Raw genomic sequence first — 24,181 nt, forward strand, 5'->3', positions numbered from 1 at the left:
AAGAATAATGATACAGCTGCATAATCTATGAGACTAAAAAATTCTGCTTCCGATCTGATAGACGGCAACAGCCCCCGTCCATGCAATCACAATCTGGAATAGCACCATTCCAATCGTCCAGCGCCAGGAATGGGTTTCTCTTTTTATCGTCGCTACGGCCGCCATACATGGGGAATAAAGCAGGCAGAAAATCATCAGCGCATAAGCATTAACGGCGCCGAAGCCGGAAGCTGCCAGCACCTGGGAAAGGGAGCTCATGCCAGCTGCGGAGTTGACATTTCCAATTCCGTACAGCACGGAAAAGCTGGAAACCACCACTTCTTTGGCGGATAATCCGGAAATCAGCGCTACCGCAATTCTCCAGCTTCCAAGCCCCGCCGGTATGAGAACAGGGGTCAGGAAATGACCGAACATAGCAGCAAAGCTGTCTGAAACGTTATCTACAAATCCCTGCGTTCCCGTATTCAGAACAAACCACAGGACTATGGATGCGATAAAAATTGTGGTTCCTGCCTTGGTCAGGTAGTCTTTTACTTTATCCCAGACGTAAATAGCCACGGTGCGGGCATTTGGCGTCTTGTATTCCGGAAGCTCTATTAAGAGGGCATCCTCTTCCTCTCCCGGACTCATTTTATGTACCGCAAATGCGATAATAATCGCTACCATCAGTCCAACCAGATACAGCGAGTAAGCGACTAAAAGTGCGTGATTGGGAAAGAACATATCTGCAAACAGCACATAGATCGGCAGCCTTGCGGAACACGACATAAACGGTGTAATAAGAATTGTTCTGCGTCTGTCTCTTTCACTCGGAAGTGCTCTCGTGGCCATAACAGCAGGAACCGTGCAGCCAAATCCAAGAAGCATAGGAAGAAAAGCCTTCCCCGACAGCCCTACCATGCTCATCGTCTCGTTCATAACGTATGCAACTCTTGCCATATAGCCGCTGTCTTCCAGGAAGGCAAGCGCCAGAAACAGGATAAAAATATTTGGCAGAAATGTAAGTATGCCTCCCACTCCTGCTACAATACCGTCAACCAGCAGCGAGATCACCCACTGAGAGGCATGGACCGCTTCAAGGATCGACAAAAGCGTCCCCGAAAACCATCCCAGACCGACTTCGAAGTATCCTTTCAAAAAGTCTCCCACTGTAAATGTGAGGAAGAATACGAGAGCCATAATGCCTAGAAATATAGGAATTCCCCATACGGGATGCGTCAGATATACGTCAATCTGATCCGTTGCCGCTTCCTTTGATTCCTTGTTAAAAAGGCATTCCTTTACAATTTCATCGATATAATCGTATTTTTCATTAATGATTTCTTTTTCATAGCTTCTGTCAACGACGTTGTTTACATCAATTGGATGATCCCTGCATACTTCTTCATCATATTCCAGCATCTTAATCGCATGCCAGCGGATATTCTCCATCTCGCCGTAATGGGCGCGCAGAATGACTTCTGTCTTCTCGATCTTGTCTTCCAGGCCGTTGTCATAATGGACGACTATGCCCTTGGGTCCTTCTTCATAGTGATGGACAACTGCATGCATCAAAACGTCCAGACCCGTGCGTTTTCTGGCAGAAACCGGCACCACAGGAATATCTCCAAGCATTTCCGGAAGGCGGTGAAGGTCGATTTCCATTCCCCTGTCTTCTACGATGTCCATCATATTCAGCGCCAGAATAACCGGTTTTCTCAGCTCCAGAAGCTGAAGGGTAAGGTACAGATTTCGTTCCAGAGAAGATGCATCGACGACATTTATAATTACATCTACTTCATTCGCCTCAATGCTCTTTCTCGTTACAATCTCCTCAATCGTATACGAGGTCAGGCTGTAGATTCCAGGAAGATCGATTACCTTTATTGTCTGCCCCTGATAAGTTGTCTCGCCTTCCACACGTTCAACCGTAACTCCCGGCCAGTTCGCTACTTTCAGATTTGCGCCGGTGAACGCATTAAACAGAGTTGTCTTCCCACAGTTTGGATTGCCGACAAATCCGACCCGGATCACTTTCTCTTTCCTATCGTCCATTCTGTGGTTCCTCCTCTATTTCAATGCCCTCAGCAATCTTTCGTCCCAGAGCGAGTCTCGTACCTCTTACCTTTATGATTAAAGTACCGCTTCCCTTTTTATTCATAAGCGTAACCGTCGTGCCCTCATTCACACCCAGCGCCTCCAGACGCCTTGTAAGGCGTTCGTCGACCATCACGCTTTTTACGCGGTAAACAGCCCCTTTTTGCCCTTCATTTAACTTTTTCATGGCAGTCTCCATTTCTCTATCCTGTTATCAAGAAAATTGTATCATTATTGAGAATAATTGTCAATAATACTGTCCAATATCAAATGGACGAACAGTCCTTTCTATGGTAATATTAGGTATTATAAATAAAAATCAAGAGAGAACCGTTCCTAAAAAGTAAAATAAGGCCGCAGCTGTCTTTTCGAACTGCCGCGGCCTTGATAGCCTGATATCATTATGAAGAAATAAATTATGACCACTGAGCTGGCAAGTGCCAGCTATCTTTTTTAAGGAGGAAAGTGAGGATGGAATGTATAATCCGAAAGTGGAGGGCCGGCGATGCCGCTGATCTTGCTCTGGCAATCAACAATAAAAATGTTCAGAATAATTTACGGGATGGTCTGCCTTATCCTTATACCGAAGCTGATGCCGCCGAATTTATCCAGGCAATGCTGCATTCAGACAGTCAGACGACCTTTTCTTTTGCAGTTACAGTCGATGACAGAACCGTCGGCAGTATCGGCGTCTTCCGTAAGGACAACATTCATGCCCGGACTGCAGAACTCGGATACTATATTGCCGAACCGTACTGGCGGTGCGGAATCGGAACAAATGCGGTCAGACAAATCTGCCGGTATATCTTTGAAAACACAGACATCATCCGAATTTTTGCCGAACCGTTTGCCTATAACACTGCTTCCTGTCGAATACTTGAAAAAAATGGCTTTGAGTATGAAGGTACTCTTAGAAGCAATGCGGTAAAAAACGGACAGATAATTGATATGAAAATGTATTCACTTATTAAGCCTTGATTACCATAAGGGCACTGCAAACGTAACCTCATGGACAACCCCGGTATCCGTTTTCGCTTTATCGCTAAGACCTGCGGCCGCTCCATCTGGTTCACGGCAGTCCCCTTTTTCTTATTACCGTACCATCTCGGAATCTTGTTCCTCTTTTCCGCCTTCCAGCTCCAGCAGCATTTTTTTCACCTCTACCATTCTGTCCCTCAGTTTTGCCGCTTCTTCGAAGTTTAATTCCGCTGCCGCCTGATGCATTTTCTTTGTCAGTTCCTTTACCAGCTTGTGAAGTTCCTGTTCATCCATGGACTCAGGATCTTTCTTAAAGTCTTTGTCACTTTCTACAGCTGCTTTGGAAATTGCAATCAGATCTCTTACGGCTTTCTTTATCGTAGTAGGCGTAATCCCATGCTCCTCGTTATATTCCTGCTGAATCCGGCGTCTTCGTTCTGTCTCTTCAAGCGCCACCTGCATGGACCGCGTAATCGTATCCGCATACATAATTACGTGGCCTTCGCTGTTTCTGGCCGCACGTCCAATCGTCTGAATCAGAGATGTTTCCGAACGCAGAAAGCCCTCTTTATCTGCATCCAGAATCGCCACCAGCGTAATCTCAGGTATATCCAGGCCTTCCCTGAGCAGGTTAATTCCCACCAGAACGTCGAATACGTCAAGCCGCATATCACGGATAATTTCCGCACGCTCCAGCGTATCTATATCGGAATGGAGATATTTTACCCTGATTCCCGCTTCTCTCATATAGTCAGTCAGATCCTCGGCCATACGCTTCGTCAGAGTGGTAATCAGCACCTTATGATGACCGGCTATTTCCTTATTTACCTCAGAAATCAGATCATCGATCTGTCCTTCCACAGGGCGTACGATAACTTCCGGATCCAGAAGACCGGTTGGCCGAATAATCTGTTCGACCCGCATGAGTTCATGTTCTTTCTCATAAACGGACGGAGTCGCGGACACAAACATCATCTGATTGATTTTACTTTCAAACTCAGTAAAATTCAACGGACGGTTATCCAGAGCAGACGGCAGACGGAATCCATACTGCACCAGCGTTTTTTTCCTGGACTGGTCGCCCGCATACATTCCGCGCACCTGCGGGAGCGTAATGTGAGACTCGTCGACGATGATTAGAAAATCATCGGAAAAATAGTCGATCAGGGTACACGGCGGTTCTCCCGCAGCAGTTCCCGTAAGATGTCTGGAATAATTCTCAATACCAGAACAGAATCCCGTCTCTCTCATCATTTCCACGTCAAAATTCGTCCGCTCCGCAATTCGCTGCGCCTCCAGAAGCTTGTCCTCGCTTTTAAAATAAGCCACCTGTTCCTTCATCTCTTTCAGTATATGTTCCGTAGCTTCCATCATCTTTTCTTTTGGAACTACATAGTGAGAGGCAGGGAAGATAGCCAGATGGCCCAGCTGAGCCTTGATCTCTCCTGTAACCGTATCAATCTCCGTAATTCGGTCTACTTCGTCGCCAAAAAATTCTACCCTGTATGCTTCACTTCCCGAATATGCCGGAAATATCTCCACAATATCCCCACGGACACGGAATGTCCCACGATGAAAATCCATATCATTTCTGGTATACTGTATATCAATTAATTTATGAATCACCTCGTCCCTGTCCTTCTCCATACCTGGACGAAGAGATATAACCATCTCTTTATAATCGATCGGGCTTCCCAAACCATAGATACACGACACCGAGGCCACAATGATAACATCATTTCGTTCCGACAACGCAGCCGTAGCCGAATGACGCAGTTTATCAATCTCGTCGTTAATGGCAGAGTCCTTTTCAATATAAGTATCCGTAGACGGCACATATGCTTCCGGCTGATAGTAATCATAGTAGCTGACGAAGTACTCCACAGCGTTCTCCGGGAAGAACTCTTTAAACTCACCGTAGAGCTGGGCGGCCAGAGTTTTATTATGGGCGATGATGAGAGTCGGCTTCTGTAACTGCTGGATGACGTTGGCCATCGTAAAAGTCTTTCCTGATCCCGTAACCCCGAGTAAAGTCTCGAACTGGTTGCCTTCTCTAAAACCTTTTACCAGGGCTTCAATCGCCTGCGGCTGATCGCCGGTGGGCTGGTATTCTGAATGTAATTTGAACTCCATATTGTGTTTTTACCTCCTTGGTGACCAAATAAAATTTGCTCAAGTTCATATGCCAATTCTTCCTTTGTAAGCAATACTGTCATATATATCCTTTTGCCCAATATCCTGATGCATTAATTTATCAAATTTGTAATAGAAAATCCAGTTCCATTCTGCTCCTATTCCACAATTCTTTCACCTGTCTCCCAGTAAGCTTTGGATCTGCTGAAATAACGCTTTTATATGTTGAATTTCTCGTGGCCTTAAAAATATGTCGAACATCTTCATAAAAACATGGTTCCCCTTTGGTCCTGGATAAATTCAATACCTTTATTTCATCTAAAATATAGCTGTTTCAAAATGACCTATATTCTTTAAATTTGCTACAAGACTTTACCAGGAGTTAGGGAAAATAATTTTCTCCATTTTATAAATAAAGATCACTAAAAATTATAACATAGACATAATGAAAAGTATAGGTACAAGCAAGAACATTCGTTCTTTTTTGTACCTATACTTTTTTATATTTCATCTCCATACTATTTTACTTATTATAATATGATAAATAATTTCTGTATGAAGTGTCCGCTTTTAAATATATCCGTATGAAACACACAATTATACTGATAAGCCCCAGGTCTGATTTACACTCGGTCAACGAACCATTTTCCCTATCGTTATGTACTCAAATATGCTCCTCTTTCAGGCAGACTTTAATAAAACTCAATCTGCTTCAAGAGGAGCACATGAATCCCATACTATATAATCAACAATAATTCTGCTTCCATTTTATACTGTTTACGAAAATGCAAATATGATGATTTCTTTCTATATTTTTATCTACGAAATAGCAATTCCACCGCTTGCATAGCCTGCAATTGTATTTACCAGTGACAAACCTGTAGCTGAAGCAGTAAAGACAAGCATGAAACGTGTTCCTGCTGCTGCAGAGATATTAAGTCCTGCGGTAATCCCCGACGTAATCGTACCAACTGACAGAACTCCTGATAACGCAGGTGCCAGATTCACAACGGCTCCCGAGACCGCTGTAAAATTGTTGCTGGCAGCACTAGACTGATATAACTGTGCTGTAATCTGCAATGTTGACCCCACCAGGGACAAAGCTGCAGTTACACTGAAGTATGCTGCCAGGCTTGTTATCGTACCCGCTCTTGGCATAGAAAAAGCAAAGTTAGTCAACGTGCCCGCAGGATTTGTCAGATCAATCACCCCACCAACAATCGACAGACCAGGAGCTGAATTTCCGAAGCCCACGAATCCAGGGGTACCAACCAGTCCACCGGCAACCGTTGTAAGCGATACTGGTATACCAGAAGCAAATGGAATAATTGCTGAACTTCCGGCTATTCCTGTAACTCCAGTTGGGCCTTGAGTCCCCTGCGCCCCGGTTGGGCCGGTTGCTCCTGTAACTCCGGTTGTACCTTGAATTCCCTGTGCTCCCGTTGCTCCTGTTGCTCCCGCTGTTCCTTGAATTCCCTGTGCTCCGGTCGGGCCGGTTGCTCCAGCTGCTCCCGTTGCGCCTGTAGCTCCGGTTGTACCTCGAATTCCCTGCGCTCCGGCCGCTCCTGTCGGGCCGGTTTGCCCCATCGGCCCGGTTGGGCCCGTTGGACCTGTTGGACCTGTTGCACCATCTATTCCATCAACCCCATCAGCTCCTGTCGGACCTATAACACCGTCAGCTCCTGTTGGACCCATCGCCCCGTCGGCTCCTGTCGGGCCTATGACTCCATCAACTCCATTTAAGCCTGGTAACCCTTGTGCTCCGGTGGCGCCTGCTGCTCCCGTAGCTCCCGTCGGGCCTGCCGGAATGGTGAATAAGAGCTGAGCTCCATTCGGGGTAAAACTTTCATCAACACTGGCCTGTGTACCTGGGTCTCCTGTTACTGTACCAGCAATCGTAATAACTGGAGCCGGCCCAGTTCCTCCTGTAGTTCCTGCCGCTCCCGTAGCTCCCGTCGGGCCTTGAATTCCCTGTGCACCTGCCGCTCCCGTGGCTCCCGTCGGACCGGTTGCTCCGCGCAGTCCCTGGGGACCCTGTGCGCCCTGAGGTCCTTGTGGGCCGGCAATTCCAGGTTCTCCCTGTGGACCAATCGGCCCCTGAACACCTGTCGGGCCCGTATTTCCCTGCTGGCCCTGAGGTCCTGGCCGTCCAGGAGGCCCCTGTATCGGATAGCACCCTCCTTCATATGACGGATAACCGCAAGATCCAGGTCCTCCCGTCACACGATTAGGACATTGAGCCGCTGAGTCATACTCAGCCTGTTCCTCCTGAAATTCCATCGCTGCATCAGGACCATAAGGCTGCCGTCCAAAGGGATGCTGATTGAACGGAAAATATTGATTATTCATACCAAAAACCTCCTAAAATACTATGTCCAATATTATAATATGTCCCAATAGGAAAAGAGTTCGGCAGCCATTGTCCGGCAGTGTTTTCATAAAGGAAATCTCGGCAGCTTATGTAACTGCTGTTGCAGATAAGTGCGCAAAGGCAGGTTTTTTACGTATTAAATCTATTTGTGATCGGTGAAGTAAACGGCAGCATCGGCGCATGATTTTTGAACATAAAGCCAGGCAATCCACAGAATCAGGGGTAAGTTCATACCGTGTTGTTTTATATGGAAACAAGAAGTTTCTAATAATTTCTATGTTGCCTTACTTTTTTCTTTGCGGAAGGTATAATTTCCTCATGGAAGAAGTAATTCACCACAATAGGCATTTCCTCAAAGGGACGGCTGATAGAATCATCGTCCCGCACATAGAGAAGCTTCTCGTCCGCTGTAAACTTTCGCATTTCTTCATCCAGCATGGCCCAATAGCTTCTGTCATTCTTTTGATATATCTTCTCATACAGAGGAAGAAGGTTCGGATATTTATCCGCAATATAGTCCAGAACGACTTTCTTATATCCGCCGCGCAGGTTCAGATTTTCCAGCCAGACAAGATTACACTGCTTCTTTGCCCGGCGGATAATTGACGGAACATCGGTAATGCCGGGGAAGATGGGTGAAATAAAACAGGTCGTCCGTACTCCGGCGTCGTGAAAGGCTTTCATGGCCGCAAAGCGGCGGTCGATACTCACCGCAGTATCCATATCCGCACGAAAGGCGTCATCCAGCGTATTAATCGACCACGATACACGGGCATCTGGAAAAGATTTTATTAAGTCAAGGTCGCGCAGAATCAGGTCGGATTTTGTTGCAATACTGATCTTGCAGCCGCTGCCCTGCATTTGCTTCAAAAGCGCCCTCGTCCGGCCACAGATTTCTTCCAGCGGCTGATAGGGGTCGGTAACAGAGCCAATGAAAAGTTCCTTGCCTGCGTACTTTTCCGGTTTTTTGATTTCCGGCCAATGCTTCACATCCACAAATTCTCCCCAAGGCTCAGGGTGGTTGGAGAACCGCTTCATAAAGGAAGCATAGCAATATTTACAGCTGTGTTCGCAGCCCACATACGGGTTGACGGAATAGTCGCTGACGGGAAGATTTGATTTTGTCAATATGCCTTTTACTTCTATATCCTGAATGATTGGTTTCATAAAATAATTCCCTTTCTGTCGAAAACAGCCATGTCCAGCTTCAAATAATCCATCATGGGCGTAAATCCAATCTTCTGGTATAACTTTCTTCCGCAATCAGAGGTTTCCAAGTAGATTTTGGTGATACCGCGCTGCATGGCCTGCTCCATCAGCCAGAGAACGATTCTTTTACCCGCTCCCTGTCCGCGAAACTGAGGACGGATATAAATATTCATCAGGTAGGCGCACAAGCCGGTGGGATTGTCGGGGGAAGGCATCTCCTGATAGATACAGATGCCGCCGCAGCCGATGATTTCTTCCGAACAGGCGAAGCAGGCAACGTGCCCGTCTGTTTTCATCATGGTCTGGTAATAGCTGCGGTTTGCCTGTTCCAGTGCAGTCAGATCCTGCTCCTCAGGAATGCTGAATACCTCGCGCAGAACCTCCATGCGCCAACTCATCATAGTTTCGAGATCACCGATACCGGCCTGCCTTATTATAATTTCCACTAGAAATTCCCCGCTTTCATCACCACCGGAAGCCTGGTAATATCCGGTTTCCCATTGCTGTTCAGAGGAATCTGCGGCATTTTCACAATAAATTCCGGGATCATGAACTCAGTCAGATTTTCTGAAAGCTCTTTCCTCACTTCAGACACTTTTATATTTTGATTTTCCGGAATGACATAGGCAATCATGTAAGAAAGCCCGTCATCGTCCTTAAAAGCCCGAACGACAGCTTGTTCCACCCCTTTGCACTGATAGAGTGTAGATTCCACTTCCATGACCTCCACGCGCTTGCCGTAAATCATTATCTGCGTGTCTTTCCGGTGGAGAAACGCAATGTTCCCATCCGGGAGAACATAGCCTAAGTCACCGCTTCTATACATCACATTCCCATCCGATAAAACTACAAATGCTCTGTTTTCTTCCTCACGATCCCCAATGTAGCCGAGGGATACACCTCCTCCAAAAATGCAGACTTCGCCCGTTTCACCGTTAGGAACTTCGTTCCCGTCCTGATCCAGAATGTGAATTTCGCACCCCTTGACTGGATGGCCGATGGGATAGGTTCCGTCCGCCAGAACCATCCCGCTGTTGCAGCGGTAATAGGAGGCGCATACCGTAGTTTCAGACGGGCCATATGTATTGTATACCTCCGCCTGATCCAGCAGATGATCCACGTAGCTCCGCGCAGTACATCGCCTCCGCTGATTAAAAGCCTCAGGGACGGCGGAATTTCAGGCAGATGATTCATCTCTGCCAAAAGGTACGGAAACCCGCTGAGCATCGTGATATGATGCTTATCCACAAAGTTCATCAGCGAGCGGATATCCTCTTTATCTTCCGCAGAGGGAATAGCAAGCGCCGCACCGTTCAAAAGCCCTCCGTACACTTCCTCTACAAAAATATCAAAGGAACACACGGAATTTTGAAGCATTACATCGCCCACCGTAGGGTGAAATTCATGTGCAAACGCCTTGACATAATGGCACACGTTGCGGTTGCTGACGCAGACACCCTTTGGCTTCCCGGTTGTGCCGGAAGTATAAAGGACATATGCCGGACTTTCCGGATTCTGCACATTATTTCTCCGGGGAACCGGTGTTTCCACGCCGCAAATCTCGCAGTCCGTCAGCCGTATTTCAAACCCATCTAATTTGTCCGCGTATTCCCGCTCGGTCAAAATAAATTCCGCATTTGCCTCCGCCATCATGTAATGGATTCTACCAGTTGGGAAAGACGGCTCAGCCGGAACATATCTTGCCCCGCATTTTAATGCGGCCAGCATGGACGCGATCATTTCACCGCGATGACTCATGACAATGCCAATGCTGCTTACTTCCTTTGGAAAACTGCCCGCGATCATATCCACCATATCGGAGAGTTCTCCAAATGTCATGGTTCTGCCATTTTCAATAATGGCCTTTTCCTGCCTGTGATTTTTTACTGTGTTCTCGAAAAGTGTGTAAATGGTATCTGTCATAACAATATCCTCCTGTACCTTTTGCCTGTAACTCATCTTTCCAACAGCCATGCAATACCTGCTGCTGTTCGCTGTGTGCCATCTTTAAAATGATTACCGGGATTCAGTCTGAAACAAGTGTCAATGCCTTTGTCACGATAAAACCGCTCTATTTTCTCTGTCTGCTCCTGTACGATTTTTAAATAGGGATTCTTTGTCTTACGCTCCGCATCACCCAACGAAAAGTATAAATGTTCCGGTCGCTGCTTCATTTCACGGGAGCAGACATATTCCGCAAAGCCGGGAAACCAGAGGGAACCGGACATACTGGCAGCCCTTGAAAAATTCTCGGTTTGATACAGAGAATAGATTGCGAATAAACCGGCAAGAGAATATCCGGAAATTCCTCTCCATAAAGCACGCCCCCGAATCTGTTCTTCTGCCTTTGGAACGATTTGATCCAATAAAAGCCGCAGATATTCGTCCGCGCCGCCGGTACAGGGCGTGTCGTCCGCTGAAATGGGTGGAATGTCCCAGGGCGCCATGTCGTGATCCCAATTCAATCCGCTAATAGCCACCAGCGTGAAATCAGGACAGCGGCATTCTTGCAGCGCTTCATATACCCGGTCTCCTTCCTCTGAAAATGTATGCAGATAAATAATCGGCCTGTCCGCTTCGTCGCTGGGATAGACCAGAACCTTTTTATCCGCAATTTTATATTGGTATTTGTCGTAAAAATTTCTTTCCATATACATCACGCCTCCTTGACTATTGATAGTACATTAATTATACTATATCTGAAAACAGAAGCAAGTACGCAGATTTTTGGTACATAGTATCAAAAAACGTACCATGGATTTTCAGAACAGGAGGCTTATACTTATGCAGGGATTTATGTCGTATGAAGAATACTTACGAGATGTAAAAAAAGGAATCGTTACTGATTTAGGAAATTGTCCGGTTACACCGCTTCTGATTATGCTTCAGGGAAAATGGAAAACACAGATTTTATATGAGCTTTGCATTTATGATTCTGTGCGCTTTAGCGTACTGAAAAAGGATTTGCCCGGTATTACGAATACCATGCTGACCAGCGCTTTGCGCGAACTGGAAGCAGATGGCTTTATCAACCGGGTGCAGTTCAATGAAATCCCTCCCCATGTGGAGTATTCCTTTACGGAAAAGGGAAAAGACCTGATGCCCATTTTTTATGAAATTATGAAATGGGGATTCAAACATGAAAACGACCGGTCGGAAAAGGAGCAGCCAATCCGACCGGAATGACATATTAAAGTTTGCGCTGGAAAAAGACGCCCGCTGACAGCACAATGCCTGATCTGCACTATAACGTCATTGAGGCTTTCTACCAGAGGGAACCCGGCTGGCATGTGATTCATTCGACACGGGATTTGATTCTCCCATTCTCTTTAGATGTGAAAAGGCTGAAAGAAACTGCAACCGGCTAAATTTGTCGTCTGTATTAAGCATATCCACCTTGTATCCAATCTGCCGGCGTGAATCTGTGTCTTTCAGGCAAGGATCAAGGTGAATATTTTCTGCTGATATGATGGTGAAAAATTGAATATGTATTATATATGGTACTTGTAATCCCTGGCGTGGCTGCCGCAAACATATTTATCTAATCTTCCAGGTTCTCCAGGGCACTGTAACTCATGTCGCGAAATACCTGATAGTACTTCTGAAATCCTTCACGCCCTATAATATAAATATTGGGCATATATTCCATCCGGTTCTTTGAATACCGTATGCGCTCAAGACCGTTATCGACAGAGGTATGATTACTTAATGCCACGTCTGCGTTCTTTTCATTTGCCCGGGCCATAAAATAATCCAATGACCTTAAGTACTGCACAATCTGATTTTTTGACCGCGGAGGCGTCGTGCCTCCCCAAAGAGCAGCCATATGGGGCAGCCCATTTTCCGTTACAGAAAATAAGAAACTCAATCCTCCCGGAGTATGACCAGGCGTACTGTAAACAAAGATCGTTTTGTCCCCTAATGATATCGTATCGCCATCCTGAACATAAGCCGTGATTTCATAATCCTTCCAGGTCTCCGGCCTGTCCGGCTTTGTCGGATGTTCCTGCCAGAAACGGTCATCCGTCCTGGAGAGGTATGTATCCACGTGATATTGTTCCACGAACCATTTCCCACAGCCTGTATGATCCACATGTCCATGTGTCAGGACCAGTTTTTTTATATCGTCCGGGTTCCATCCCGCACCTTTTACCGCATCTACAATCGCCTGAAAAGCTTCCTGCGCAGGCCAGATGGCATCAATTACGATCAGACCTTCACTCGTCTTCAGCACAAAGCAGTTTGTTTCCTTTTGAGCTACAATCAGTAAATCATCAAAAATTCTGGCATATGTAAAAAATGACATATCCTCCATTCCACGAATTGTCTCTGCCGTAAAAACAGGCATCTTTAACATGTTCATTTCCATTGTCTCCCTTCGCCGCTTTCACTTTTTCGAGTATATATTACTGAAAATTATAGCATACCGGATATGAAAAGTACACCTGGTCTTGAACAGTTGTTCTCTATATTCATTTCTCGAATCCGATTTTCGAAATTTAAGATCTTTAACAGCTGCTCCATAAGTTCTCTGTAAATCTGCGCTTCGGATGTATTTGACAAGAAACCTTGGTCCATATATAATATTGTTATTACATCTGTAAGAATTAAGGAGAAGTTATTATGACAGATTTACCTCAAATCTCTGAAGCAGAATTTGAAGTTATGAAGATCGTATGGAAACTTGCGCCGATCAGTACGAATGAAGTGACCGATATTCTGACAAGAAGTACGGAATGGAGCCCCAAAACCATACAGACTCTGTTAAAACGGCTGGTGAATAAAAATGCTCTCACCTATGAAAAACAGGGCCGCCTGTTCATTTATACACCGTTAGTAAAGGAAGACGAATACCTCATTCAAAAAAGCTGTTCATTTTTAAAACGTTATTATGACGGCAATATCACCTCCATGCTGTCGTCCTTTATTGAGAATGACCAGCTGTCCGATACCGATATCAATACGCTTCGTTCCCTTCTTTCCAAAAAATCCAAATAAAAGGAGGGCTTTCAGGAAGTTATTCAGCAATCATCTTTCCGGCCGCATGCAGTACCGTCTCTGGTTTCTCATGCTCCTGCTTCTGTCTGTTTCGTTTTTCCCTGTCCGCCCCGCCGGATGGCTTTCTATTATTACATATCTCTCCCGTTGAACAGGCAGAGCTTCTGCAAAAGCTGCGCAACAATGAATTTGGATTTCATCCGGCTAATATTCAGGCTGTTAAGGAATCCATCCTGCTTTCTTCATCTGAGAACGGTTCTTTTTACGGAAAAACGGGTACGGGACAAATAAACGGAAAAAATGTGAACGGCTGGTTTGTCGGTTACGTGGAAAAACCAGACCGTGTTTATTACTTTGCCGCAAATATTCACGGCCGTTCCGGCGCAGTTGGAAGCAAGGCAGCCGAAATCACTCAGTCTGTTTTATCAGATATGCAGATATGGGACTAAATGCAGCCAGCATTTACGCTGACGGCACAATCGAAAAAAATAGGATAAATGTATCGGAATCAACAACAGCAAAAGGTATGACAGGCACGCGGAGGCATGATATATGGACAGAAAAGAGCTCATCAATCAAAGTATTGACTATATTATACAGCATTTAGATGAGGATTTATCACTTGATACCCTATCTGCTCGTTTTTTTATATCTAAATATCATTTCAGCCGGATATTCAAGGAAGAAACCGGAGAAACCATTTATTCATTTATTAAGCGCTGTAAGATCGACCAGAGCGCTGTCGATCTGAAATTAAATCCGTCAAAAGCAATTACAGACATCGGTTTAGATTACGGATACAGCTCTTCCAACTATAGTTCTGTCTTCAAAAAACATCACAATACTTCCCCCACCCTGTTCAGGCAGTCAATCCCTGCCCATAGTATGTCAGATCCCTTTGTTCCTGAGCGGATAGTTCACTTTAAAACTGCGGAGGAATATGCCTCTAAAATTGAAATTCAACAGCTGGATGACTTTTTTGTGATCTATGAGCGGTTCATTGGAAATTATGCAGATCTTGAAAATAACTGGTATCAATTTTTAGATCAGTACGAAGCACTTATAAATGAGAAAACAATTCTGGCAGAGCGCTTTTTTAATGATCCGGCTATTACAGACTCATCCCAATGTATCTGTGATATCTGCATGACAGCAGAACAGGGTTTTGGCTTCCATAATGTTATGTGGATCGGAGGCGGCAGATGGATTGTGTACCATTTCGATGGGAAAATCAAAGATATCTTTGAGACCTTACAGGGGATTTTCAGCGTTTGGCTGCCTGAAAGTGGTTACACCATGACGCAGCGATATGGATTGAATATTTATCACAGAATTGACCGTGATAATCACAGCGTTGTAATGGATTTATGTATCCCAATTTAAAATAAAAGCAAGAATTCAGAAGTCATTGAAGCGACTTTTCCTCTATAATCAGAAGTGGTTAAAAATACTTCGATAGATAGGAGGTCGTTTTGAAATGATGTTCGATATAAGAAAGCTACAGGAGTATGTCATATATGAATCTGTCAAAGCGGAAAGCGATGCTGATACAGCCGTTGAAGTGGTATATGGCGTGGAGCCGCCGGCGCATGCAGAAAGTAATGCCGATTGGGTGAAGTCTGCGATGCATCGTCTGGAGAGCAGGTTTAAATCCGACACCATAAAGAAAATACGGATGAACTGTCAATGTGGTTACGGCATGGATGAAAAGCTTGCGCTCGTGAAGGAACTGATGTCATCTGCATCCAGTATAGAAGAATTTACAAGCTCAGAAAAAGCAAAGGCTGCAGGGCTTTTCAGCAAGGACGGCGAACTCTATTTACAATTTGGTTTTTGTCCCTGCCCCATGCTTACAGAAGTGAAGAAATTAGAGACTAATACATGGTGCCAGTGTACGACCGGTTACAGCAAAGCTCTTTTTGAAAAGGCTTTTGCCTGTAAGGCGGATGTAGAATTACTTAAAAGTATAAAAATGGGCGACCCTGTATGCCTTATGAAAATTACTCTACATAATCCTGTCTGGCAATAACACGGTTCCATATCCGTTTATGAAGGTCAGAGGTACGCACACAGGGTAAAATGAATCGCCCAATCAGAGGAATAAAATAAGAAAAGTGCTGCATCCTGCAGATTTATGCCTTCGTGCAGTCCCTCTTATAATCTGCAACGATATGGAGCAGGTGACGGATGTCCCATTCCTCCAGAGCCCCTATATTCCCAATGCGGAAGGTGTTCGCCGCACTGATTTTTCCTGGATATATAACAAATCCACGCTCTTTCAGGTACTGGTAGAAGTCTGCAAAGGAAAACTCCTCATCCGGACACAGGAAAGTGGTGATGATCGGCCCCTGGTATGCCGGATTGATATACGGATGGTAGCCCAGTCCGTCCATGCCGCTGCTCAGCAGCTGCTGCATCCTGCTGTACCTCTGGTACCTTTTTTCCACACCCTCTTCTTCAAATTCCTGAATCGCCTCATAAAATGCCCGTACTACGTGAGTCGGAGAGGTAAAACGCCATTTACCCTGATCCTTTTCCATCGTCTCCCACTGTGCATAGAGATCGAGGGATAGCGAATGGGCATTTCCCTTTGTCTTTAAAAATTCTTCTTTTTTTGTAATGATGAAAGAGAACCCCGGCACGCCCTGTATACATTTGTTTGCAGATGAGATCAGATAATCGATTCCAAGCCTCTCCACCTCAATCGGAACTCCGCCGAAGCTGCTCATTGCATCTACGATACATACTTTCCCGTATTTCTTTACCGTGGCTGCCAGCTCCTCAACAGGATTCAGAATTCCCGTAGTCGTCTCGCTGTGAACGAAGGCCACATGGGTAATTTCCGTATGTTCCTTTAAATATGTATCTACATTCTGAGGATGGCAGATTTCGTGTTCCGGGAATTCCATAACCTCATATTTAACGCCGCAGTAGTCTGCCATTTCCACAATTCTTCTTCCGTAAGCTCCGTTGACAAGCACGAGAAGTCTGGCCTCTGTTCCCGCTGCCGTACCAATCACACTTTCCACGCCAAAGCTTCCGGAGCCCTGCATGAGTACGGCCGTGTACGTTTCTTCGCTGCAGCCGGCTGCTTTCAGGAGCTTTCTGCGGATATCCTGAACGATATCATTGTAATCCCTGTCCCAGGTGCACATGTCCTTTAAGAGGCCGTTTCTCACTCTTCTGCTGGTGGAAAGCGGTCCCGGCGTCAGAAGCAGATAGTCATTTTCCGGTACGCCCATCACATTTTCATCCAGAGCTTCCAGTTCATCAATCACCGGAATCAGTCCGGATAAATCGTCGATTACATAATCGGCTCCGGCTGCTTTCAGCACCGCCCTGACTTCACTCTTTCTATTCTCCAGTTCTTCCCTGTCCATAGACTCTACTTCTTCCTTTGTAAGACCGAGTACAGAGCTTCCCAGGATCAGGCCCACGCAGATACACCCTGCATTCTTTCCTTCCTGCATGTCAACCTCTGTGTCTCCCACCTTGATCATGGACTTCATCGGAAAAATGTTCATACGGCGCGCATTTTCATACATCATATATGGATACGGACGTCCATATCCCAGTTCATCGGAAGCGATGCAGACCTCCGGTTCATATCCCTTTTCCTTTGCGACCGGAAAGATACAGTCCATCATGGCCTTTGTATATCCGGTTGTACTGCCGATATGAATTCCTCTTTTTTTCAGCTCCGTAACCGTCTCGGTCACATATGGATTTAATTCCACATAAGATGTGAGAACGCGGAAAAGGTGGTCTTCAAAGAGGCCGTAAAACTCTCTTACATCTTCTTCCCCTGCCTGACGGCCATATGTCTTTTCAAACTGTTTTCTCACGCTTTCCATCTGAAAAAGCGCTCTTGTATGGTCTATTTTCAGCATGCCCATAGGTTTTCTGGCCTCTTCCATGGTCAGAGTGATTCCCTTATCTGCAAACGCCTCTATAAAAGCTCCCAGCGGGGAGAAACAACCATAATCCATTACCGTTCCTGCCCAGTCAAATACGACTCCATTGATTTTCATTTTACATATCCTCCTAAATTATTTACATTCTTCTGATAATTCCTGATGTTTTTTAAGCAGATCCACCGTCAGCTTTTCGGAAAATGTCTTAGGATATCCGGATACATTCTCCTCGTTGGCTGTTTCGCTTCATAAACAGGATTCGGATAATACTGAATCAGCTCGCTTCGGCCGTTTTTTACAATACATTCAGCCATTTTCATTGCCATGTCGTTTGTCTTATCGCCTTTATCCACAACAGCAACCGATTCTGTCAGAGAAAAATTACCCTCTGGAGGATCTACAAAATCTACAGGAAGGCCTGATTTTTTATCCGCAACCGCCTGCTGGCGCAGTCCGAATCCAAGTGCTACTTCCCCGGCGCGGACTTTTTTCAGAGGCGCAGAACCTGAGCTTTCAACATGAGGCCCGGCGTTCTTATAAATACCTCTTAAAACTTCTTTGGCGCCGTCTTCTCCATATTCGCTGATCAGCGCCTGGATCAGAAGCCATGCCGTAGAAGAGCTCTTCACATCTGTTACGGATACCAGATCCGCATATTCCGGCTTTGTAAAATCTTTCAGGCATGTGGGCGCTTCCAGCCCTTTTTCCCTGAGCATTTCCGTATTTACCAGAATGGTTCCCTCCTGGGAAGTAATCGGGGCATAGAAATCCGGGCACTCAGCCAGCGTCTGATATTCAAAATCCAAAGGTTTGAACATACTGTTCTTCTCCTGGGAGCTGTCCAGATAGAATGAGCTCATGGTGACCATATCCGCCTCAATATTCTTTCCTTCTGCCAGAAGCTTTCCTCCCAGCTCCGACGTTCCAAACGTCTGGAACAGATATTTCCCTTCATATCCATTGGTATCCAGCGTCTTTTTCATAGCCTCCACCGCTTCGTCATCCGCATTGGAATAAATAACAACCTGTTTTTCTTCTCCGCCTGATTTTCCGCAGCCGGCGATTGCCGCTGCCATGACAATTGCCGTTACTGCTGCAATGCCTGCCTTCTTTAAACCACTTTTTGCTCTTCTCATAATTGATGTTCTCCTTTATTTTTTATTGCGCTCGGTCCTCGCTCCATAAAAACACGCGGGAACCGCCTTGACCTTATGGTTCAGCCGCAGCAAATAGTCCCGCGCTTTCACGGCGCGTCACTATTTTTTCATCTGTCTGATTTCACGCCTTCCTGACATCCATCCCAGAAGGCCTTTCACAATCAGATTCGTAAACAGAATCAGCAGTGACAATACAAATACCTCGTTGAATTTTGTGTAATACTGAAGCTCTTTTATTTTAGTCGTTACAACTGATGTACGGGCTCCCGCGATAAATATGACGGCGCTGACTGTTACCATGGCATTTACAAAATAATAGCCGAATACCTCCAGTATGGTTGATATGAGATTCGGAGTCACGATTCTCACCAATGTCTTAATCCAGTTATCTCCCATAAGGCGGGCCGTCGTTTCCCAGGAGCTGTTCATCTTTTCCAGCGCTCCCTTCATCATGAGATAGGGCGTGGAAAAGAAATGAATGATATTACAGATTATAATCAGGAAAAACGTATTCTGCAGAGGCGTACCTGAAAAGATCAGCAGAAACGCAATACCGATTACCATTCCCGGTATGGTATTCGTCACAAGCGCGATACTTTCAATCACAGCCTTCAGCTTCTTGTTCATGCCGCTTCTGGCTGTTACCAAGGCTCCCCCATAAGCTGCCAGAAGGCCGAAAAAGGCCGTTGACGCCGCTACGAAAAGCGAATTCTTATACACACTGTAGAGACTCGCATCCTGAAATACATCTTTTACATGTTTCATCGTAAAATGAATTCGGTAAGGCCACTCCTCTACAAAAGGCACAACGAAAATCACAGCAAAGATCAGAAGCATCACTGCAATGATGACGGCGCTTCCAATTCCTGCGGCCACGTCCCTCAGCTTATTGGGAGGTATTTCCACCACCGACACCTTGGAATAACGGATATTGTACCGTTCCAGATATTTGAGCAGAAGAATGCTGAAGACGGAAGGAAGCAGCATGGCCATCGCCACAACGGCTCCCCGGCCGAAATCGGGAACACTCCCCAGCATTTCGTTGTAAAGGACCGTAGCCACCACATCGTATTTTCCTCCCACCGAAGCCGGAATCCCATAGTCGGTAAAGCAGAGAAAAAAGCTTTGGACAATGGCTGCTGCCAGCGTACCTGCCAGCGGCCGTACAAGTGTTGCAAAAAATGTCCGCAGAGGAGTATCCCCCATAACTCTGGATACTACCATAAATTTTTTATCAATATACTCCATGGTGTTCAGAATCAGCAAAAACGCTACCGGGAGCACATAGATCACATACCCGATCAGAAGGCCGTTAAAGCCGTATATCTCGAAGAGCTGACGGCCAGCCATCTTTGTGATCAGCCCCTGTTTTCCGAATGAATAGATAATTGCAAATCCATATGTAATTGTCGGAAGAAGCATGGGCAGCACGGCAGCCGTCCTGATCCATTTCTTCATCCATTTTGGTATATTCGTGTAATGGACGGCATAGGCCAGAAAAAACGCCAGAAGCGTCGCACACAGGGCACTCGTCACTGCAATCAGGATACTGTTTAAAAGCGCCCGGCCGAAGTCTTTTCCTCCGAACACCGCGGCATAATTACCCATTGAAACCGTTCCCTGACACATCATGGATTCTGCCAGAAGCCGAAAGACCGGCATTGCCAGGAATATGACAAATATGGCAGTCAGCACGGCAAATATCCCTTTTATTTCTCTCTCTGTCCTGTGTTCCATCATTACACCGCCTGTAAAGCCAGAGCTTCCTGTCCAAACAGACGGAAAATATTCTTACGCTTGATTTCCAGCTGATTCAGAATAAAGTTCTTAACAAAATCATTTTCCGGACTGGCTATGATATCTTCCGGACATCCATACTGGGAAATCGTACCCTCATTGATGATCAAAACTTTGTCCGAAAGCGTCAGGGCTTCTTCCGGGTCATGGGTAACGATAATCGTCGTCAGATGATATTCCCTTGCAATCTCTTTTATTTTTTTCTTGATCGACTCCTTAATCACTCCGTCGAGAGCGCTCAGCGGTTCGTCCAGAAGCAGAATTTTGGGTTTCATTACCATGGTCCTGGCCAGAGCAACTCTCTGCTTCTGGCCTCCTGAAAGCTGATCGATCTTTTTATGAAGATGTTCCCTCAATCCCAGAAGATCAATCAGATTTTCAATTTCCTGTTCTGTTGAAATACCAGGTTTGTTTTTCAGTCCGTACGTCACATTTTTATAGACATTGAGGTTGGGAAACAGCGCGTAATCCTGAAATACGATATTAAATCCCCGCTCTTCCATCGGCACTTCCGTAATGTCTTCTCCCTGAAAATAATTTTCCTTCGTCTGCATCCGTAATCCCCAGGATCATGTTTAAAAGTGTTGTTTTTCCACATCCGGACGGACCAAGTATGGAAATAATTTCCCCATCTTCCACCTGAAGGCTCAGGTTCTTCAGAACTTCCGTCCCGTCGAATGACTTCTTTATATTTTTAAGCTCTAACATAGATTCTTCCTTCCCTTTCTCGATAAAGTGTTTATCAGACCTCTATAATTTAACTCTTTTTCCAGTCTTCTATCTATCACATACTGGTAAAGACTTTGTAAAATCCAGATCAAAGTGTGAAAGGCTGTGATTGAATTCTTCTTGTTTTTGCGATATGATAATGTAGAATTCATTGCGTAACCGTTCAGACGCCAATTTTCACATCGGATGGACATCCGGTGCTTCCCGACCGTCGTTTCCGGTCAAGAAGAGGCGCCGTCGGAACAGTTACTGCATTACAGCAACCAAGTTAGGGGGAAATAACAACATGTACAGCTTCAACAATGATTACAGCGAAGGCGCTCATCCGCGCATCCTTCAGGCTCTTCTCACTGCCAATCTGGTACAGCATGATGGTTACAGCATGGACAGCCAGAATACGGCTCATGCAAAAGAATTGATTAAAAAAGAAATCGGCCGCAGCGATGCGGATATCCACTGGATCGTAGGCGGAACCCAGGCCAATCTCATAACGATTGCTGCCGCTCTCAAGCCTTATCAGGCCGTCGTTTGTGCTCATACAGGACACATCAACGTACACGAGACAGGCGCGATCGAAGCGACAGGCCACAAGGTGATCGCCATGACGTCAGCCGACGGTAAGCTTACCCCGGCCATGGTGCAGGAAGCACTGTCCATGCATACGGACGAACACATGGTACAGCCTAAGATGGTTTACATATCCAATACCACGGAAATCGGAACCCAGTATACAAAGGCCGAACTGGAAGCGCTTTGCCACCTCTGCCGTCAAAAGGGCCTGTACTTTTTCCTGGACGGCGCACGCCTCGGAGCTGCTCTTGCCAGTCCGGTCAACGATCTGACCATGGCTGATATCGCCGCCCTGACCGACGTATTCTATATCGGCGGCACAAAGAACGGCGCGCTTTTTGGAGAAGCTTTAATCATCCTGAATCCTGATTTAAAACAGGACTTCCGTTATATGATCAAGCAGAGAGGCGCCATGCTGGCGAAAGGCTGGCTGCTGGGAATCCAGTTCGAAGAGCTGTTCCAGAACAACCTCTTCTACGATATGGCAAACCATGCCAATGAAATGGCATCAATATTAAGAGAAGGCATTGGAGAGTGCGGATATCCGTTCTATTCCGAATCCGTAAGTAACCAGCTCTTCCCTATTTTCCCGGACAAGATTATCGCCAGACTCCGTCAGGATTTCAGTTCCTGGATCAGGCCAGAGTCGACGATGTTCACACCGCCGTCCGCCTCGTAACGTCATGGGCAACTACGGAAGCCGCCGTAAAGGCATTTGTGGCTGTCCTTAAAGATATTACTTCTAAGGAAAACTGAAGTGGGAGATAGGTTCTACAATTCATTGACATATTTTTTGATTCTCTATATAATAATAGTACAAGACAGGCAACGGCGTGTGTCTGTCAAGTGTCGAAGCATATTAGCGTACCGGAAAGCCTTGTTATGCGGAGCTTTCAGTAGGGGTTGTGCAGGAACCTCAAACCGGAGTAGGCAGATGTCGAAGGAAAATGCTCAAAGCCGCCTTGTTTTTTGCAGGGCGGCTTTCTTTTTATTGGAATATTGGTAAAGTAATTGTTGAATACAGCCAGTGGGGAAGTAAATTTGTTGAGAATTTATCAAAAGACTTGAGGCTGGAATATCCTGGAACTGAAGGGTATTCTGTACGCAATCTAAACTATATGAAGCAATCTGCTCTTCGTCTACAATCAGAGGACATTTTGCATCAGATTGGTGCAAAAATTAGCTGAAAGGCAATCAAGTTATTGATAATGCCTGTGGCAATGCAGTCCGGGGGGCTGATAACAAGAAACGGCGGTACGCGCCTCGTTAAGATTTGAGGGGATCAAAAGGGGGCAGTGCCCCTTTTTGCACACGACTTTGCGGAGCAAAGTATAGTGTGTTATACGCTCTGTCAGCGTTGTATTGTTCATATGGTTCGTAATACCTTAAAATACGTGCCAGACAAAGACCGCAAAGCATTTGCCGCAGATTTAAAAACCATTTATCAGGCTGCCGATGAAAAGAAGGCTCTGGCAGCATTAGAGGGGGTAACGGAGAAATGGGCGCCTAAATATACAAACTCCATGAAGCGCTGGAAAGATAACTGGGATGCGGTCTCCCATATTTTTAAGTTTTCCGCCACCGTTAGAAAGGTAATATACACTACAAATGCAATAGAGTCGCTAAATTCCACCTATCAGAAGTTGAATCGTCAGAGGAGCGTATTTCCAAGTGATACAGTACTTTTAAAGGCTTTGTATCTGGCCACTTTTGAAGCCACAAAACGGTGGACAAGTACAATCCGTAACTGGGGACAGGTGTATGGAGAACTGGCTATCATGTACGAAGGCAGGCTCCCGGAATAACCACATCTATTCAAAAAATAGGCGGAAGATTCCGCCTGCTGTTGACATGCGTGTAAGCAACTGTTATATATAAAACAAGGGCAATAAGCTGGAACTTCAAGCTTATTGCCCTCCCTTATCATAGAAGATTCTTAATTGCAGACTTTTCTTCATAGTCTCAATTTCCATACTATAATATTACTCAAAAATCCACTCCTCTTTTGGATATTAAATCATCTAGTTCTTCCTAGAATGTACCCTTTTGGTGTAGGACTTTTACGAGTATTTTCATTTAAGTCTTCTTGAATTGGATAATGCTTTAAATCAAAAGCGCCAATCATTAGGTGACAAATCTTTTCTTTGAATTTTTCAGTGTTGTTACTCATGTTATTTCCTTCTCGATATAAAATCAATAGAGTTAGTGCAAAAAGTGATACAAACTTTTCGGCGATAGAGGGAGGGAAT

The 24,181-nt window shown here is 45.5% G+C and carries 20 protein-coding genes and 4 pseudogenes; 9 read left to right on the forward strand and 15 right to left on the reverse strand.

What is annotated here, in order from left to right:
- Window positions 1–33: 33 nt before the first annotated feature.
- Both feoB and DXA13_RS11765 read right to left on the reverse strand, forming a co-directional pair.
- The gene (gene feoB, locus DXA13_RS11760) at window positions 34–2,034 is read right to left on the reverse strand and encodes a ferrous iron transport protein B (protein ID WP_118244676.1); all 2,001 of its coding nucleotides are present in this window, start codon (window positions 2,032–2,034) and stop codon (window positions 34–36) included.
- On the reverse strand, window positions 2,024–2,263 hold the full coding sequence (locus DXA13_RS11765) for a FeoA family protein (RefSeq protein WP_118244798.1): 240 nt from the start codon (window positions 2,261–2,263) through the stop codon (window positions 2,024–2,026). Before DXA13_RS11765 ends, feoB begins: the two co-directional genes overlap by 11 nt.
- A gap of 284 nt (window positions 2,264–2,547) precedes the next feature.
- On the opposite strand from DXA13_RS11765, the gene DXA13_RS11770 reads away from it, so the two are divergent.
- Window positions 2,548–3,054, forward strand: coding sequence for a GNAT family protein (locus tag DXA13_RS11770; protein WP_118244678.1), 507 nt, complete (start codon window positions 2,548–2,550; stop codon window positions 3,052–3,054).
- Window positions 3,055–3,168: 114 nt separating this feature from the next.
- Here DXA13_RS11770 and uvrB read toward each other — a convergent pair whose 3' ends face one another.
- The 7 genes and pseudogenes from uvrB to DXA13_RS11800 form a co-directional block, all read right to left on the reverse strand.
- Entirely contained in the window at window positions 3,169–5,187 is a 2,019-nt protein-coding gene (gene uvrB, locus DXA13_RS11775) for an excinuclease ABC subunit UvrB (RefSeq protein ID WP_118244681.1), read from the reverse strand.
- A gap of 819 nt (window positions 5,188–6,006) precedes the next feature.
- Window positions 6,007–7,536, reverse strand: a complete 1,530-nt coding sequence (locus DXA13_RS22420; protein WP_181995645.1) for an exosporium glycoprotein BclB-related protein — start codon at window positions 7,534–7,536, stop codon at window positions 6,007–6,009.
- A gap of 286 nt (window positions 7,537–7,822) precedes the next feature.
- Window positions 7,823–8,725, reverse strand: coding sequence for a radical SAM mobile pair protein B (locus DXA13_RS11785; RefSeq protein WP_118244684.1), 903 nt, complete (start codon window positions 8,723–8,725; stop codon window positions 7,823–7,825).
- Window positions 8,722–9,213 (reverse strand): GNAT family N-acetyltransferase, encoded by a 492-nt coding sequence (locus tag DXA13_RS11790; RefSeq protein ID WP_118244687.1) that lies wholly within the window; start codon window positions 9,211–9,213, stop codon window positions 8,722–8,724. The genes DXA13_RS11785 and DXA13_RS11790 overlap by 4 nt, the downstream gene beginning before the upstream one ends.
- Window positions 9,213–9,593, reverse strand: a complete 381-nt coding sequence (locus tag DXA13_RS21800; RefSeq protein WP_347559839.1) for a hypothetical protein — start codon at window positions 9,591–9,593, stop codon at window positions 9,213–9,215. Before DXA13_RS21800 ends, DXA13_RS11790 begins: the two co-directional genes overlap by 1 nt.
- A 117-nt stretch (window positions 9,594–9,710) precedes the next feature.
- Window positions 9,711–10,741: pseudogene (locus DXA13_RS11795) on the reverse strand (AMP-binding protein); the annotation flags it as partial.
- Window positions 10,723–11,418 (reverse strand): alpha/beta hydrolase-fold protein, encoded by a 696-nt coding sequence (locus DXA13_RS11800; RefSeq protein WP_118244801.1) that lies wholly within the window; start codon window positions 11,416–11,418, stop codon window positions 10,723–10,725. The gene DXA13_RS11800 and the pseudogene DXA13_RS11795, both read right to left, overlap by 19 nt.
- 133 nt (window positions 11,419–11,551) lie before the next feature.
- Between DXA13_RS11800 and DXA13_RS11805 the strand changes: the two genes are divergently transcribed.
- Complete coding sequence (locus tag DXA13_RS11805) at window positions 11,552–11,953, forward strand: winged helix-turn-helix transcriptional regulator (protein WP_118244689.1); 402 nt, start codon at window positions 11,552–11,554, stop codon at window positions 11,951–11,953.
- 355 nt (window positions 11,954–12,308) lie between these two features.
- On the opposite strand, the gene DXA13_RS11810 is transcribed toward DXA13_RS11805, so the two are convergent.
- Window positions 12,309–13,130 carry an MBL fold metallo-hydrolase gene (locus DXA13_RS11810; protein WP_118244691.1) on the reverse strand — a complete coding sequence of 274 codons (822 nt, stop codon included), beginning with the start codon at window positions 13,128–13,130 and terminating at the stop codon, window positions 12,309–12,311.
- Between the two features lie 260 nt (window positions 13,131–13,390).
- Here DXA13_RS11810 and DXA13_RS11815 point away from each other — a divergent pair, with 260 nt between their 5' ends.
- The 4 genes from DXA13_RS11815 to DXA13_RS11830 all read left to right on the forward strand — a co-directional run bounded on the left by DXA13_RS11815 (window position 13,391) and on the right by DXA13_RS11830 (window position 15,794).
- Window positions 13,391–13,765, forward strand: coding sequence for a BlaI/MecI/CopY family transcriptional regulator (locus tag DXA13_RS11815; protein WP_118244693.1), 375 nt, complete (start codon window positions 13,391–13,393; stop codon window positions 13,763–13,765).
- A 137-nt stretch (window positions 13,766–13,902) separates the two neighbouring features.
- Window positions 13,903–14,214 (forward strand): penicillin-binding transpeptidase domain-containing protein, encoded by a 312-nt coding sequence (locus DXA13_RS21805; protein ID WP_278287048.1) that lies wholly within the window; start codon window positions 13,903–13,905, stop codon window positions 14,212–14,214.
- Between the two features lie 103 nt (window positions 14,215–14,317).
- Window positions 14,318–15,148, forward strand: coding sequence for an AraC family transcriptional regulator (locus tag DXA13_RS11825; protein ID WP_118244698.1), 831 nt, complete (start codon window positions 14,318–14,320; stop codon window positions 15,146–15,148).
- 97 nt (window positions 15,149–15,245) lie between these two features.
- Window positions 15,246–15,794, forward strand: coding sequence for a DUF6144 family protein (locus DXA13_RS11830; RefSeq protein WP_118244802.1), 549 nt, complete (start codon window positions 15,246–15,248; stop codon window positions 15,792–15,794).
- Window positions 15,795–15,897: 103 nt separating this feature from the next.
- On the opposite strand, the gene phnW is transcribed toward DXA13_RS11830, so the two are convergent.
- From phnW to DXA13_RS11845, 4 genes and pseudogenes are all read right to left on the reverse strand, one after another.
- Window positions 15,898–17,796 (reverse strand): 2-aminoethylphosphonate--pyruvate transaminase, encoded by a 1,899-nt coding sequence (gene phnW / locus DXA13_RS23105; protein ID WP_118244699.1) that lies wholly within the window; start codon window positions 17,794–17,796, stop codon window positions 15,898–15,900.
- A gap of 68 nt (window positions 17,797–17,864) precedes the next feature.
- Window positions 17,865–18,815: an extracellular solute-binding protein gene (locus DXA13_RS21810; protein ID WP_347559832.1), complete on the reverse strand. Its 951-nt coding sequence runs from the start codon at window positions 18,813–18,815 to the stop codon at window positions 17,865–17,867.
- 120 nt (window positions 18,816–18,935) lie between these two features.
- The gene (locus tag DXA13_RS21815) at window positions 18,936–20,576 is read right to left on the reverse strand and encodes an ABC transporter permease subunit (RefSeq protein WP_347559833.1); all 1,641 of its coding nucleotides are present in this window, start codon (window positions 20,574–20,576) and stop codon (window positions 18,936–18,938) included.
- Window positions 20,576–21,341 (reverse strand): annotated as a pseudogene (locus tag DXA13_RS11845) (ABC transporter ATP-binding protein). The gene DXA13_RS21815 and the pseudogene DXA13_RS11845 overlap by 1 nt, the downstream one beginning before the upstream one ends.
- 307 nt (window positions 21,342–21,648) lie before the next feature.
- Between DXA13_RS11845 and DXA13_RS11850 the strand changes: the two are divergent.
- The 3 genes and pseudogenes from DXA13_RS11850 to DXA13_RS11860 all read left to right on the forward strand — a co-directional run.
- Window positions 21,649–22,688, forward strand: a pseudogene (locus tag DXA13_RS11850) (beta-eliminating lyase-related protein).
- A 149-nt stretch (window positions 22,689–22,837) separates the two neighbouring features.
- Entirely contained in the window at window positions 22,838–23,119 is a 282-nt protein-coding gene (locus tag DXA13_RS11855) for a DUF1016 N-terminal domain-containing protein (protein ID WP_243009089.1), read from the forward strand.
- A 165-nt stretch (window positions 23,120–23,284) separates the two neighbouring features.
- Window positions 23,285–23,737: pseudogene (locus tag DXA13_RS11860) on the forward strand (transposase); the annotation flags it as partial.
- A gap of 212 nt (window positions 23,738–23,949) precedes the next feature.
- On the opposite strand, the gene DXA13_RS21030 reads toward DXA13_RS11860, so the two are convergent.
- Window positions 23,950–24,102, reverse strand: coding sequence for a hypothetical protein (locus tag DXA13_RS21030; protein WP_181995646.1), 153 nt, complete (start codon window positions 24,100–24,102; stop codon window positions 23,950–23,952).
- Between the last annotated feature and the right edge of the window lie 79 nt (window positions 24,103–24,181).

This window comes from Clostridium sp. AM58-1XD, assembly GCF_003464085.1.
In the GTDB taxonomy this organism is placed as follows: Bacteria; Bacillota; Clostridia; order Lachnospirales; family Lachnospiraceae; genus Lachnoclostridium_A.

What these genes read in the sequence shown, in the direction of transcription:
- feoB (WP_118244676.1), bottom strand. Translation starts at nt 2,034, where the DNA reads ATGGACGATAGGAAAGAGAAAGTGATCCGGGTCGGATTTGTCGGCAAT.
- DXA13_RS11805 (WP_118244689.1), top strand. Translation starts at nt 11,552, where the DNA reads ATGCAGGGATTTATGTCGTATGAAGAATACTTACGAGATGTAAAAAAA.
- DXA13_RS11765 (WP_118244798.1), bottom strand. Translation starts at nt 2,263, where the DNA reads ATGAAAAAGTTAAATGAAGGGCAAAAAGGGGCTGTTTACCGCGTAAAA.
- DXA13_RS21815 (WP_347559833.1), bottom strand. Translation starts at nt 20,576, where the DNA reads ATGATGGAACACAGGACAGAGAGAGAAATAAAAGGGATATTTGCCGTG.
- phnW (WP_118244699.1), bottom strand. Translation starts at nt 17,796, where the DNA reads ATGAAAATCAATGGAGTCGTATTTGACTGGGCAGGAACGGTAATGGAT.
- DXA13_RS21800 (WP_347559839.1), bottom strand. Translation starts at nt 9,593, where the DNA reads ATGTATAGAAGCGGTGACTTAGGCTATGTTCTCCCGGATGGGAACATT.
- DXA13_RS11785 (WP_118244684.1), bottom strand. Translation starts at nt 8,725, where the DNA reads ATGAAACCAATCATTCAGGATATAGAAGTAAAAGGCATATTGACAAAA.
- DXA13_RS11825 (WP_118244698.1), top strand. Translation starts at nt 14,318, where the DNA reads ATGGACAGAAAAGAGCTCATCAATCAAAGTATTGACTATATTATACAG.
- DXA13_RS11800 (WP_118244801.1), bottom strand. Translation starts at nt 11,418, where the DNA reads ATGGAAAGAAATTTTTACGACAAATACCAATATAAAATTGCGGATAAA.
- DXA13_RS11810 (WP_118244691.1), bottom strand. Translation starts at nt 13,130, where the DNA reads ATGAACATGTTAAAGATGCCTGTTTTTACGGCAGAGACAATTCGTGGA.
- DXA13_RS21030 (WP_181995646.1), bottom strand. Translation starts at nt 24,102, where the DNA reads ATGAGTAACAACACTGAAAAATTCAAAGAAAAGATTTGTCACCTAATG.
- DXA13_RS22420 (WP_181995645.1), bottom strand. Translation starts at nt 7,536, where the DNA reads ATGAATAATCAATATTTTCCGTTCAATCAGCATCCCTTTGGACGGCAG.
- DXA13_RS11815 (WP_118244693.1), top strand. Translation starts at nt 13,391, where the DNA reads ATGACAGATTTACCTCAAATCTCTGAAGCAGAATTTGAAGTTATGAAG.
- DXA13_RS11770 (WP_118244678.1), top strand. Translation starts at nt 2,548, where the DNA reads ATGGAATGTATAATCCGAAAGTGGAGGGCCGGCGATGCCGCTGATCTT.
- DXA13_RS21810 (WP_347559832.1), bottom strand. Translation starts at nt 18,815, where the DNA reads ATGAGAAGAGCAAAAAGTGGTTTAAAGAAGGCAGGCATTGCAGCAGTA.
- uvrB (WP_118244681.1), bottom strand. Translation starts at nt 5,187, where the DNA reads ATGGAGTTCAAATTACATTCAGAATACCAGCCCACCGGCGATCAGCCG.
- DXA13_RS11830 (WP_118244802.1), top strand. Translation starts at nt 15,246, where the DNA reads ATGTTCGATATAAGAAAGCTACAGGAGTATGTCATATATGAATCTGTC.